Origin of the sequence: Rhodococcus sp. ARC_M6, from assembly GCF_022810305.1 — a bacterium.
In the GTDB taxonomy this organism is placed as follows: Bacteria; Actinomycetota; Actinomycetes; order Mycobacteriales; family Mycobacteriaceae; genus Rhodococcus_F.
Genome location: NZ_JALGQH010000002.1, coordinates 431,016 through 443,747 on the forward strand (window position 1 = coordinate 431,016; position 12,732 = coordinate 443,747).

General features: G+C 60.5%; 13 protein-coding genes. 6 read left to right on the forward strand and 7 right to left on the reverse strand.

Features of this window, described 5'->3' with window-relative positions; translation table 11 throughout:
- Positions 1–40 precede the first annotated feature (40 nt).
- From MTX36_RS04935 to MTX36_RS04955, 5 genes are read right to left on the reverse strand one after another with little or no spacing between them, the layout of a single operon-like run.
- On the reverse strand, positions 41–493 hold the full coding sequence (locus tag MTX36_RS04935; protein ID WP_243618599.1) for a flavodoxin family protein: 453 nt from the start codon (positions 491–493) through the stop codon (positions 41–43).
- A 45-nt stretch (positions 494–538) separates the two neighbouring features.
- A complete protein-coding gene (locus MTX36_RS04940; RefSeq protein ID WP_243618600.1) occupies positions 539–1,186 on the reverse strand; it encodes an isochorismatase family protein in 648 nt (215 codons plus the stop codon).
- A 37-nt stretch (positions 1,187–1,223) separates the two neighbouring features.
- Positions 1,224–2,882, reverse strand: a complete 1,659-nt coding sequence (locus MTX36_RS04945) for a (2,3-dihydroxybenzoyl)adenylate synthase (protein WP_243618601.1) — start codon at positions 2,880–2,882, stop codon at positions 1,224–1,226.
- 36 nt (positions 2,883–2,918) lie between these two features.
- A complete protein-coding gene (locus MTX36_RS04950; protein WP_243618602.1) occupies positions 2,919–3,716 on the reverse strand; it encodes an SDR family NAD(P)-dependent oxidoreductase in 798 nt (265 codons plus the stop codon).
- Positions 3,704–3,934, reverse strand: coding sequence for a phosphopantetheine-binding protein (locus MTX36_RS04955; protein WP_243618603.1), 231 nt, complete (start codon positions 3,932–3,934; stop codon positions 3,704–3,706). The genes MTX36_RS04950 and MTX36_RS04955 overlap by 13 nt, the downstream gene beginning before the upstream one ends.
- 200 nt (positions 3,935–4,134) lie before the next feature.
- Here MTX36_RS04955 and MTX36_RS04960 point away from each other — a divergent pair, with 200 nt between their 5' ends.
- The 4 genes from MTX36_RS04960 (at position 4,135) to MTX36_RS04975 (ending at position 8,522) form a co-directional block, all read left to right on the forward strand.
- Positions 4,135–5,298 carry an isochorismate synthase MenF gene (locus MTX36_RS04960; protein WP_243618654.1) on the forward strand — a complete coding sequence of 388 codons (1,164 nt, stop codon included), beginning with the start codon at positions 4,135–4,137 and terminating at the stop codon, positions 5,296–5,298.
- Between the two features lie 131 nt (positions 5,299–5,429).
- A complete protein-coding gene (locus MTX36_RS04965) occupies positions 5,430–6,740 on the forward strand; it encodes a lysine N(6)-hydroxylase/L-ornithine N(5)-oxygenase family protein (protein ID WP_243618604.1) in 1,311 nt (436 codons plus the stop codon).
- A 140-nt stretch (positions 6,741–6,880) separates the two neighbouring features.
- Complete coding sequence (locus tag MTX36_RS04970) at positions 6,881–7,849, forward strand: hypothetical protein (protein WP_243618605.1); 969 nt, start codon at positions 6,881–6,883, stop codon at positions 7,847–7,849.
- Between the two features lie 67 nt (positions 7,850–7,916).
- Positions 7,917–8,522, forward strand: a complete 606-nt coding sequence (locus MTX36_RS04975; RefSeq protein WP_279394239.1) for a DUF3105 domain-containing protein — start codon at positions 7,917–7,919, stop codon at positions 8,520–8,522.
- A 33-nt stretch (positions 8,523–8,555) separates the two neighbouring features.
- On the opposite strand, the gene MTX36_RS04980 is transcribed toward MTX36_RS04975, so the two are convergent.
- Complete coding sequence (locus MTX36_RS04980; protein ID WP_243618607.1) at positions 8,556–9,038, reverse strand: hypothetical protein; 483 nt, start codon at positions 9,036–9,038, stop codon at positions 8,556–8,558.
- An 11-nt stretch (positions 9,039–9,049) separates the two neighbouring features.
- The gene (gene dapB / locus MTX36_RS04985) at positions 9,050–9,805 is read right to left on the reverse strand and encodes a 4-hydroxy-tetrahydrodipicolinate reductase (protein ID WP_374230424.1); all 756 of its coding nucleotides are present in this window, start codon (positions 9,803–9,805) and stop codon (positions 9,050–9,052) included.
- Positions 9,806–9,950: 145 nt separating this feature from the next.
- Here dapB and MTX36_RS04990 point away from each other — a divergent pair, with 145 nt between their 5' ends.
- Together MTX36_RS04990 and MTX36_RS04995 are read left to right on the forward strand one after the other, a co-directional pair.
- Entirely contained in the window at positions 9,951–11,984 is a 2,034-nt protein-coding gene (locus tag MTX36_RS04990) for an ATP-binding cassette domain-containing protein (protein ID WP_243618609.1), read from the forward strand.
- Positions 11,981–12,718, forward strand: coding sequence for an energy-coupling factor transporter transmembrane protein EcfT (locus tag MTX36_RS04995; RefSeq protein ID WP_243618610.1), 738 nt, complete (start codon positions 11,981–11,983; stop codon positions 12,716–12,718). Before MTX36_RS04990 ends, MTX36_RS04995 begins: the two co-directional genes overlap by 4 nt.
- The last annotated feature ends 14 nt before the right edge of the window (positions 12,719–12,732 follow it).

The following is a 12,732-nucleotide window of genomic DNA, read 5'->3' on the forward strand; positions in this document are numbered from 1 at the left end:
GCTTCAACAAACTAGTGTCGACAAAGCACTGCGGGAGTTCTTACTCCATCAACGTTGCGGCAACCGTTCCACCCAGCTCGTAGCACTGTTCCCGAATCGACTTATCCACCGGCGCAATCACTTCGAGTGCGTCGGCCACCGCCACCAAACCCATTCCGGTAGCAAGTTTGCGCACCGACGACACGGCGCCGGCCGTGTCGTTGTTGCCATGCACCCACAGCCCGTAGGGCCGTTCGGCAACGGCACCAAGACATTGGTAGTAGGTGGTGTCGAAAAAATACTTCAAGGCGCCGGACATGTAGCCGAAATTCGCAGTGGTTCCGAAGATGTAGCCGTCAGCAGCCAGGACGTGCGGCACCGTCGCGGCCAATGCCGGAATCACCTTCACCGCGACGCCCTCGATCTCGGGGTCGTGAGCGCCTGCCAGCACGGCATCGAGCAGTTCGTGCGTAGCGGGCGAGGGCGAATGGTGAACCACCAACAAAGTCTTCACGCCCACGAGAATACGGCGAAGCGCCGTGCCCGTCGCCGTTCTCGCTCAAGCCAGGACGGTCTCGGCACTCATTGCCTTGACCAGGTCGTCGGTGCTGGTGACCGAAGCGCAACGTCCCGCGGCGTAGTCAAGAGCCCCGACGTGCTCTTCCAACGAAAAGTCCGCCACTGCATCTCCCACGAAGAAGATCTGAACATCCTGCATAAACCCGTCCAAAGCGGTAGTCAGACAACCGATGTGCGCGTAGATGCCGGTAATGATCAGCTGATCGCGACCACTCTCGCTCAGTCGCTCCCGAAGGTCCGTCTTGATGAATGCGCTGTACCGCCACTTCGTGAGCATCACGTCTTCCGGGTGCGGCGCCAGTTCGGAGATCACATCGGTGTGCGCGGGGTCGGCTTTCAAACCTGGTCCCCAGAAATCCGACAACAGCGCGCGCTCCTCGGGATCCTGATCTCCCGGCTGCGCGGTGTAGACAATCGGAATTCCGGCCGCGCGAGCTGCGGAACGCAGACGATCAATGTTCGGTACCACCGTCCTGAGTGGGTCCGCTGTCCGGTCGTACGCGCCGACGAAGTATTCCTGCATATCGTGCAGAAGTAGCACAGCGCGCGAGGGATCAAGAGTCCAGTCGACGCGGTTTTCGGGAAACTCGGTGGGCATCGAGTATCGGACTGCCGTGGGTAAAGCCATGAGATTCTCCTCGAGATGTCAGGTGGAATCGAACAACTCAGGACATCTGAGCAGCTATCGATTCACTGATTGCGCGGCGTAGCGCCGCCTTGCTGGTTTTACCGACTCCGGTAACGGGGAACTCCGTCACGAATTCCACGCGGTCCGGAACCTTGTATGCCGCAACGCCTCGCGCACGGATATATCGTTTGATGTCTCCCACTGTCGGCGCTTCACCCGAGATCACCAGAACGGCGCACGTGCGCTCCCCCAGGTATTCGTCGGGAACTGCGACGACGGCCGCATCGTGAACCGCCGGGTGTGAGAGCAGGTGGTTTTCGATTTCCTCGGCGGCTACTTTTTCGCCGCCGCGGTTGATCTGGTCTTTTGCGCGGCCCTCGACAATCAGATGCCCGGTCTCGGTAACACTGACGAGATCGCCGGTGCGGTAGTAACCTTCGGCATCAAATGCCTCGGAGTTGTGCGCGTCCGCGCGGTAGTACCCGCGAATTGTGTACGGCCCCCGGGTCAGCAGGTGTCCCGTGATTCCGGGTCCGACAGCGTCACCTTCATCGTCGACAACTCGCACCTCGTCATCGGATGAGATCGGCCGGCCCTGAGTGCCGACAATCAGGTCATCGCTGTCGTCGAGCCGCGTGTAGTTGACCAAACCTTCAGCCATTCCGAACACCTGCTGCAGCGTGCACCCCAGTTCCGTGCGGACCCGAGCTGCGGCTTCCGCACTGAACTTCGCACCTCCGACGCCCAGAACCCGCAAACTCGACAGGTCATGATCCAATCTGCCGGGAGCTGCCATCCATCCCAGCGCGATAGGCGGTACCAAAGACGCATGAGTGACGCGTTCTTGTTCAATCAGCCGGAAAGCGGTAGACGGCATGGCGTCCGGGGCAAAAACAATTGTGCCGCCAGCATGAAGTGCGCCCAGAATTCCGGGCGAACTCATCGGAAAATTATGTGCTGCCGGAAGAACCACCAACATGCGTGTCGACTCGTCGACACCACAGATGGGATTCGACGCTCGCACCGAATACAGGTAGTCCGCATGAGTTCGCGGAATCAGCTTCGAGACACCGGTCGTGCCGCCGGAAAGCTGAAGAAACGCAACCGAGAGAGGATCCACTGACGCCGGTACCAGCGCATCGTTTTCCCTCAACGAACCGAAGCTGACAAACTCTTCGGCATCACCGGCAACGATCACGATGGGTGGCACTTCGAGCGTCTCGATCACTTCGCGAGCGAGTGTTCGGTAGTCGAACCCACCATGTCGATCAGCGACGATATACGCAGCGACATCAGCGAACTCGCAGAAGTATCCGATTTCCGTACGCCGATGCGCGGGCAACCCGAAGACCGGTAGTGCACCCAACTTCAGCACGGCGAACAGCGCCTCGGTGTACTCCACGATGTTCGGCAATTGCAACAGGACCCGGTCACCGGGAACGATGCCCAGTGCTGACAAACCGCCGGCGACGGCCGAACTTCGCCGGTCGAGATCGGAATAGGTCAGGCGTACATCGGCGCCGTCCCCGTCACGGCCCACAACAGCGTCGTTGTCGGGAAAACGTGCAGATGCGGCGGTCAAAAACCCGGCGAGCGTATCGTCCGTCCAATAGCCCTGCTCACGATAATGTTTCACCAACTCGGGCGGATACTGCGCTACCGGAGCCAAGGGCTCGCGGGCGATCCTCGTAGTCATGCGGAGACTCCTCTTCGAAGATTCGACGGATGTTTCTCATGCTTTGAGCGTGGCGCCGCCGTCTACATACAGCGCCTGCATGGTGATGTGCGCTGCCCGATCGGACAACAAGAAGTGCACGGAGTCGGCGATATCAGCTGCAGTTGCTAGCTTGCCCAACGGAATTCCCAGGCGATACGCAGCGAGGTTACCTTCGATCACGGCCTCGGCACCCGCGGCGTCCGAAGGATCGACCCAGAGTGAACGCTGCATGGCGGTGTCTGTGGACCCGGGAGCTACGACGTTGACCCTGATTCCGTCGCCGGCAAGTTCGAGTCCGGCAGTACGGACCAGCATTGTTGCGCCCGCTTTGGAAGATCCGTAGGCACCCATACCGATTCGGGGAACCCCCGCAGCGTTGGACGAGACGACGACTATCGAACCCGACCGACGCGTACGCATCTCTCGTCCGACGCTCTGCAGGACATTGAGCAATCCGAAGACGTTGACGTCGAAGATGTTGCGCCACACTGACGGATCCGAATCGAGTACCGAGCCCGTATCGAGCACCCCGGCCACGTGCGCCAGAGCATCGATTGTTCCGAATCGTTCGACGACCGACTCGATCGCCGTGTCGACGCCGTCTCGATCAGTCACATCGACGACGTAGGTGACGATCTCACCGTCGAACGATGCAGCCAATTCAGCTGCGACACTGCCGAGTTCAACACCGTCACGATCGAGCAGTGCCAGAGAGTAGCCGTCCGAGGCCAGCGTCCGGGCCACCGCGGCGCCGATACCCGCGGCGGCGCCCGTGACAACTGCAACCCTAGTGTGCTGACTCAGCGGGGGCACAGAACCGATGCCCAGGCATTGATCGTCTGCTCTTCTGCCAACTCTGCAAAATCTGCATCCGCCCCGTCTGCCCGCCAGCGTTCGACGAGCGTCATGAGGCGGACCGAGTCCAGTCCTTCATCCCCGAGATCCGCGTCGCCGCCGAGTTGTTCTGCCCTCATCGACAGAACCTCGGCGACGTCGCGCACGATCCGGTCGCGGTCTACGGTGCTGCTCATTGATCTCCTCGAAGTAGTGATCGACACGCTCGGCGCGGGTCGCATCAACCTCATTTCGACCTCACACAACCGTAGCGACTTTGGACAGCCTAACCACATTGGTACGCAAGTACACAACATCAAAACCTGCAACACAATTTTCAGCCAACTAAGGCTAGCCTCAACACAGTAAGTGTCTCGATCAACCTGGAAAGGTGTCCATGTTCGCAGTCGCCGAAGTCGCCGAATACCCGTTGCACACCAACCGATCTGACACCGGTACGGATTCGGTTTTCTTGCTCTCACGTAGGCAAACGTCGGTACGAACGTCAGGCGTGGTCGAGGAATTCGACTCGGCTTTCGACGCCATCGAAGCCCTCAAAACCGGGCGCATCGACTCGGTCGTGGGCGCCATTCCGTTCACCTCGACAACCCCCTGTGCACTCATCGCGCCGCTGAGTTTCACCCGAGTCAGAGGTGATCTACATCACTCATACGGCGTTGATCTTCCACCTGCCCGGGTCACCGATCTCGAACCGAAACCCCGCGCGCACACCGACCGAGTTCGCGGCGCCATCACCCGATTGCAAGCCGGAGAACTACACAAAGTGGTTCTCGCACGCTCGCTGACAATCGAGACGGAATCACCGATCTCACCCACCGCACTGGCAAGCCGATTAATCGAACTCGATCAATCGCACAACGGATTCTGCGTTGACCTCTCTCCGGCCGGCGGAAAATATCGCGGACGATCTTTGGTCGGTTCGACGCCCGAAGTCCTGATCGAACGACGCGGAAATGTCGTAACGTGCCATCCGCTCGCCGGTTCGATTGCGCGCCACCCTGATCCACAGCAGGATGAGACGAATGCCCGCGAACTGGTGGCATCCGCAAAAGACTTGACCGAGCATGCTTTTGTGGTCGATTCGGTCAGCGCGATTCTCGAACCGCTGTGCAGGTCGTATTCTGCGCCGAAAGCTCCGGAACTGCTTCGCACACCACAACTCTGGCACCTCGGAACCAAAATCGAAGGAGTGCTGGCCGATCCGAATCTGACAGCGCTGGAACTCGCCCTGGCATTGCACCCCACTCCGGCAATCTGCGGGACACCGACCGATGTCGCCCGCGACCACATCACCGCGACCGAAGCCGATCGCGGGTTCTATGCGGGCGCGATCGGCTGGTGCGACCGGACCGGTGACGGCGAGTGGATGGTGGCCATCCGATGTGCCGAGATCGCCGCTGACGGCATGTCCGCTCGTGCGTACGCGGGCGGAGGAATTGTGGCGTCGTCCGATCCCGAGGCCGAATTGCGTGAGACACGCACGAAATTCCGAACCGTACTCACCGCATTCGGAGTCACTGAAAGCGATCTCGACACGTAGGCGACACAGAGTGGCCAAATTTTGATACTTTGAGTTCGATCGCCGTCTGACGCTCGTCACGCGCGAAATCTCATTTTCTTTGGTGGACAATACGGTTCACTGACTTTTCCACGAAATATCAGGAGGAAATCATGCATTTCCGTGACACTGTGAATCACCAGAACTCGACACCGCACGATGACGACGTCATCGATGTGATCGGAGTCGGATTCGGACCGTCGAATCTGGGCCTCGCTATCGCCATTCGCGAGTACAACGAGATACGGGATCGCGAGGACCATATTTCAGCTCGGTTCGTCGAATCGAAGCCGGCATTCGGCTGGCATCCCGGAATGCTGATTCCTGACACAACCATGCAGGTTTCCTTCCTGAAGGACCTTGCCACACAACGCAACACCACTAGTCGCTTCACGTTTCTCAACTTCTTGGCCGAGCACGAACGATTGAGTCACTTCGTGAACTACCAGACGTTCTTTCCCACGCGGATCGAATTTCACCAGTACCTGGAATGGGCGGCCGCCACCGTTGACGCAGCAGTCGACTACGGCACTCGGGTGGTCGAGATCAGAAGCACCGGTGACTATTTCGAGGTCACGACCAATGGCAAGGTGGAAGGGATGCTCCGGGCGCGCAACATCGTCATGGCCGGCGGGTTGACGGCCACACTGCCCGACGGCGTCTCCCCCAGCAACCGCCAGTTCCACAACCACAACCTCTTGTTCGAACTGGCGGAACTACCGCCCATCCTCAACAATTCCTTTGTTGTCGTCGGCGCGGGACAGAGCGCTGCCGAAGTGGCACGGTATCTCCATTCGACGTACCCGCAGGCCGAGGTGCACGCCGTGTTCGGGAAGTACGGGTACAGCCCGTCCGACGACAGTCCCTACGCCAACCGCATATTCGACCCCGTCGCTGTCGACGATTTCTACTCGTCATCACCGGATGTTCGGGAACAACTGCTCAGATATCATCGCGGAACCAACTATTCGGCGGTCGACTTGCCACTGATCGAAGAGCTGTACGCGCTGGAATACGCCGAGCGCGTACAAGGCCCGCGGCGCCTGTTCGTCCACGGAGCGTCGTCGATCTCCGAGATTCACGAAGATGCCGCCGGAGTGGACGTCACCGTCGAGCACCGCCCTACCGGACTAACTGAGACTTTCCGCAATGACGCCGTCATCTATGCGACGGGCTTCAAGCCTATGGACCTGCCATCCATCCTCGGACCACTCTGCAACAGAACCGATTTCGACAAAAATGGTCCTTCGGTTACCCGCGACTATCGATTGATCACCAACCAGGAATGCGGCGGCTCGATATTTCTCCAAGGCGGTACTGAGCAATCACACGGGCTCACATCGTCATTGCTGTCCAACATCGCAATCCGATCGGGTGAGATCCTTGCGGCTGTCACATCGCACCGAGCGGCAGTGACTGTCTGACAAAACCGGTGTCCCGTCACCTTTGTCCGGCATTCTCCACCGAAGTCCCGATTGCACAATTAGTCTGACACTGCATCTAGTCCGACACTGTTGCCTCTCACAGCGGCAGCAATCGACTTCCCCCAACGGAGGAACACGCAGTGACATCGAAACGACGAACAGTCCGCACCGTGACGACTGTCGCCGTTGCATCCGCAATGACGATCGCTCTGGGCGGTCTCACCACTGCGGCGCAAGCGGCCACCACGAGTTTCGACGTCCTCTGCACCCCCACCGATCCGGGACTGGCCGAACTCTCCGGACTGGCTGTGTCGGATGCTCGAATGTACGCAATCGGCGACAGCGGTGCGGACGACCAAATAGCCGAACTCGACACGAACTGCCAGGTCACTCGATGGATGCCCGTCGGTACGCCTACCGTCGACGTCGAAGATCTAGATGCAACCGCCGACGGGTCCCTGTGGCTCGCCGACATCGGGGACAACAACAAGGTTCGCTCGTCAGTTTCACTGATCGGATTCGATCCCGACGGCGGAACAGCCACCGCTCACCCGCTTGCTTATCCCGACGGAGCCCACGACGCCGAGGCCCTGCTGATCCAGAACGACGGATTGCCGGTCATCGTGACCAAGGACTACTTGGGCGCGAGTTACGTATACACACCCGCCGACCGGACCAGCGTTCACAACCTCGGTACTTCGGTCCCCACACCGCTGAGCAAGGTGGGGCACCTTCAGTTCACCCCGACCCTCACACCGGGTGGGCCAGTCACCGGCGCAGGAACGATGGCCGTCACCGGCGGCGCGGTCAGCAAGGACGGAACAGTAGTCGCATTGCGGACCTACACGGATGTGTATCTATATCTCGCACCGGACGGCGACGTCGTGAAAGCGTTGACCACCAGAGCAATCCGAGTTCCCCTTCCCAACGAACCGCAAGGTGAGGCAATCACGTTCAACGACGACGGCGATCTGGTCAGCGGCTCCGAAACCCGCGGAGGACCGATGCCTCCACTGCGAATCCTGCGGGGAGCAACCGAGATCGCGGAATCCGGCAGCCCATCCGGATCGCTCGGTTCGCTGGGATCGACCGGTTCGACTGGCTCCTGACTGCCGCTATCATCGCGGAGTGAACACACGAATTCGGGCAATCATCGCTGTAGCTGCAGTAGTCGGCATGTCTGGTTGCGCGCAGCCGATCCAGGGTACGCCCGTTCCGGATCGGTTTGTACCGAGCCGCGAGAACCCCGATCAGTCGGAAACTATCGACGGTGTCACGTTTGTCGAATACCCGGCGGCGCTACATGTCGGCCCCAATGAGCGTGTGGCGTACACATATTCACCACCATTCGGTGGTCAGCACGACTCGGTGTGGGCAAAGTGCACGGGAATTGTGTACCCCCAAGCGATTCGAACCGAGAATGCTGTTCACTCACTCGAACACGGTGCCGTGTGGATTACCTACAACCCGGACTTGGTGTCGGACCAGGACGTCGAGCGGCTCGCGCAACGCGTCAGCGGAGTCGGCTACACACTGATGTCCCCGTATCCGACGCTCGACGCCCCGATATCATTGCAGTCGTGGGGCCATCAGTTGAAGCTCGATAAATCAGACGATCCTCGGATCGACCACTTCATCTCGGCGTTGCGACTCAACCCCACGACGTACCCCGAGGTGGGAGCAACGTGCTCGGTGCCGCCTACAAGCTTCGACCCGGACAACCCGCCACCCTTCGACCCCACTACTCCGGATCCGGCTTCGCCCTACACGATTCCGGAGTAGCCTGCGAGGTTGATTACCGCGTTCGCGGCGGGCCTACCTGCCGCGCTCGCGGCGCTCCAATTCTACTGCCCGACGCATGGTTTCGCGGGCGCGACTGCGGTCACCGGCATAGTCGTAGGCGCGAGCAAGGCGGAAGTTCTGCTTCCAGTTGTCGGGATCAGCTTCCCAATCGACCTTGACCTTCGCGAACAACTCGTCGGCAGCAGCGCGCTCGATGCGGCCCGAAGGCAACTTGGGGAGCGACGACGCGTCGACGGCCAAGCCTTCGTCGACAATCTGCTGAGCCAGACGCTGATGGGTGAAACCGGCGCGCAGCGTTGAAATCACCAGCCACAATCCCAGGAACGGCAGGATCATCACGCCGATTCCCAGGCCGATGGGCACAACGCCTCCCTGCTGAATCAGTGTGATTCCGCGTTGACCGAGCAGCACGAAGTACACGCCGAGCGCAAGACAGATCGCTGTGATCAGGATGAGCGTGCGAGTGGTCTTGTTGTTCACTGATTTGCTGCTCATCGATGTAGTACTCACAGGTCCAGGAATGAATCGATACCGACCGTCAGACCCGGGTGGGCCGCGATCTGACGAACACCGAGTAGGACGCCCGGGGCAAACGAGTTTCGGTCGATGGAGTCGTGGCGGATGGTGAGTGTCTCGCCCTGCGTACCCAGGATCACTTCCTGATGCGCAACCATGCCGGCCATACGAACCGAATGCACGCGAACGCCGTCGACGTCGGCACCGCGGGCACCCTCGAGTTCGACGGTCGTGGCATCGGGACTGGCTCCGACACCGGCTTCGGCGCGGGCCGCGGCGATCATCGCAGCGGTCCGGAATGCGGTACCGGACGGAGCGTCAGCCTTGTTGGGGTGATGAAGTTCGATGACCTCGACGGAATCGAAGAACCGCGCCGCTGCCGCCGAGAAGCGCATCATCAGCACTGCGCCGATCGCGAAGTTGGGAGCGATCAGCACACCGGCAGCAGGCTGCGCGTCGAGCCAAGATTGAACTGTGCCCAGACGTGCGTCGTCGAATCCTGTGGTGCCGACCACAGCATGAATCCTGTTGGCTACGAGAAACTCGAGGTTTCCCATCACAACGTCCGGGTGCGTGAAATCAACCACGACCTGAGTGCGGGTATCGACAAACGTTTCGATGCGATCGCCGGTATCGACCTGCGCGACCAATTCGAGATCAGCAGCGGCTTCCACTGCTGCGCAGATCGCCTGGCCGACCTTGCCCCTGGCTCCCAGAACCCCGACCCTGATGGGTGCTGCACTCACGTCTTCCACGCTCCATCCGATGCATAGTTGTAAGGCGAAGCCTACGCAACCGGGCAGATCGTCTCACCATCAGTGGGACGGGAGTTTCATCACCGCGCAGTTTCGACAACTCAGCAATTTCGATACAACTGGCACACTGGAGTCGGTGAGCAGCCGCCCCGAAGTCCGTACCACCGGTAACCTACGTCCACTCGAGTTGGCGACCGGTGCCGTGATGGCGGGATTCACCGTCGCCCTGTCGGTCATCGCAACGGTAATCCCACTCGCTAGTGCGCTTCACTTTGTTGCCGCGGTGCCGATGGGAATCGTTGCCCAGAGATTCCGGCTTCGTGCTGTAGTTGCCTCCGGCATATCGGCGACGGTCGTGGCGTTTGTCGCAGCCGGTTCGGGATCGGCGTCGGCAGTCGCACTGTGTGTCCTGATCGGCGGCATCATCGGCAACGTCAAACGCCGCGGACGCGGGTTCGCCTCCGCATTACTGGCGTCGTTTGTCGTCGGCCCACTTATTGCCTTGTTCTCGATAGTTCTGCTGCTGATTCTCTCGCCGTTGCGAAATCTGATCCTGAACTCGTTGGACTACACAGCACGGGGCGTCGCGGCAATCCTGAAGCGTTGGCCACCGTTCATCGGCGCGGCCGAGTGGATCGAAAACAGTGTCGGGTCGATCATCGACTACTGGTGGGTGTGGATTGCCGCGTCTGCCACGCTGGGCATCGTCTTCACCACTGTTGTGTCGTACTTCGTACTCGGCGCGGTTCTCGATCGTTTGGCGGCCATTCCGACCGAGGATCAACTGGAAACAGCCCTCGATACTCGACCGATCAGCCCCTTGCCGCTCGCTCTCGAACACGTCGGTTTCACGTACCCCGGGGCTCACTCCGCATCCCTGACCGACATCAACTTCACGATCGACCGCGGCGAATTCATCGCCATCGTCGGCCACAACGGTTCCGGTAAATCCACCCTGACCCGGTTGCTTGCCGGACGAGCGCCGTCGACCGGCATTGTGGTGCGACCGGGAGCGGCGGGACTCGGGCGCACCGGTGGAACAGCCGTTGTCCTGCAACGGCCCGAGAGTCAGATCCTCGGCACCCGGGTGGCTGACGACGTGGTGTGGGGCTTGCAACCCGACCATCTTCCCGACGTCGAGGCACTGCTGACCGAGGTCGGGTTAGGCGGGATGGCGATGCGTGAAACGTCGTCACTGTCGGGAGGCGAGATGCAGCGTCTGGCTGTTGCCGCCGCCCTCGCACGCAAACCTGCGTTGCTCATCGCCGACGAAGCTACCGCGATGGTCGACCGCGCCGGCCGCGAAGAACTGGTGGAACTGCTGGCCACACTCCCGCGGCGCCATGACATGGCGGTCGTTCTGGTCACCCATCATCAGGCCGATACGCGCCGAGCCGACCGCGTCATTCAGCTCCAAGGCGGACGTCAGATCGAGCATCAACCGAACTGGATGCTCGGCGCCGGACCGACATTGCCCTCGGCCCCTTGGCCACACAGCACCCGGCCGCTTCTCGAGATCAGCAATCTCTCGCACACCTACAACAATCGGACACCGTGGTCTCGGACTGCGCTGTCCGATGTAGACCTCACTATCGGTGCCGGTGACGGCCTACTCGTCTTGGGCGGCAACGGTTCCGGCAAATCGACACTGGCATGGATCATGGCCGGGTTGACGGTTCCTACTGCCGGCACCGCACTGTTCGACGGCAAACCCATTGCGAAGGAAGTCGGCTCGGTGGGACTGACCTTCCAACATTCGAGACTACAACTCCAACGCCGCACCGTCGCCGAAGACATCGAAGCCGCGGGCGGACCCGAAATCGGAACCACCCAGGTGTCCTGGGCTCTCGACGCCGTCGGCCTCGATCGAAACCTCGCGGGCCGCAGTATCGACCAACTCAGCGGCGGACAAATGCGTCGGCTGGTACTGGCCGGACTCCTTGTCCGCCAACCCCGATTGCTCATTCTCGACGAGCCCCTGGCCGGACTCGACCCGCCGGGCAGAGCGGCCATCATGAACGTCCTTTCCTGGATCCGGCGCAACGGCACGGCCATTGTCGTGATCTCACATGACGTCGACGGTATGGACGCCGTGTGCAGCAGAACAATTCACCTTGCCGACGGCATTCTTGCCGAAAACCCCGCCAGCCTGGAAGAGGCACAGCGATGACCACTCTCCTGCGTGAAGTACCCACCACGTCGCCGATTCACCGGTTGTGGGCGGGAACGAAGATCATCGCCGTTGTTCTCATCAGCCTCGTCTTGGTGATCGCACCGTCGTGGCCGTCCATTGCAGTGATCGTCGGACTGCTTCTCGTCACCGCGATCATCGGCCGAGTTCCCGTGACCGCATTCCCGCGGCCACCGTGGTGGTTTTGGTTGCTGTTGCTGGGCGGCGCGCTGGTCAACCTTCCGATCGGACTCGACGCCGTCTATCTGTATCTCCGAGCCATCACTTTCGGCATCGTATTACTTTGCGCCTCACTGATGTTGGCGTTGACTACGTCCATGAGCGATGTCGCGCCCGCACTCGCAACGCTCGGCCGACCACTGCGATTCCTGCGAATCCCCGTGGACGAGTGGGCAATCGCGGCAGCCCTCTGCATCCGATCACTCCCCCTCCTGATCGAGGAGATGCTCACACTCGCTGCTGCGCGGCGCCTTCGACCGAAGGGTGTGGTGCACAGTGCTTCCGACAACACGATCATCGACCTGATCACCACCACGATGTCGGTGGCAATCCGCCGGTCCGCTGAAATGGGTGAGGCAATCTCTGCCCGCGGCGGTACCGGTTTGATTGCCGCGTATCCCAAACGACCGCGGCGTGCTGACCTGATTGCGATACTTATCGTCACCGTATCGTGCGTCGGTGCAATCGTGTTGACGGTGATTCTGGGCGGATAGCTCAACCATGTTTT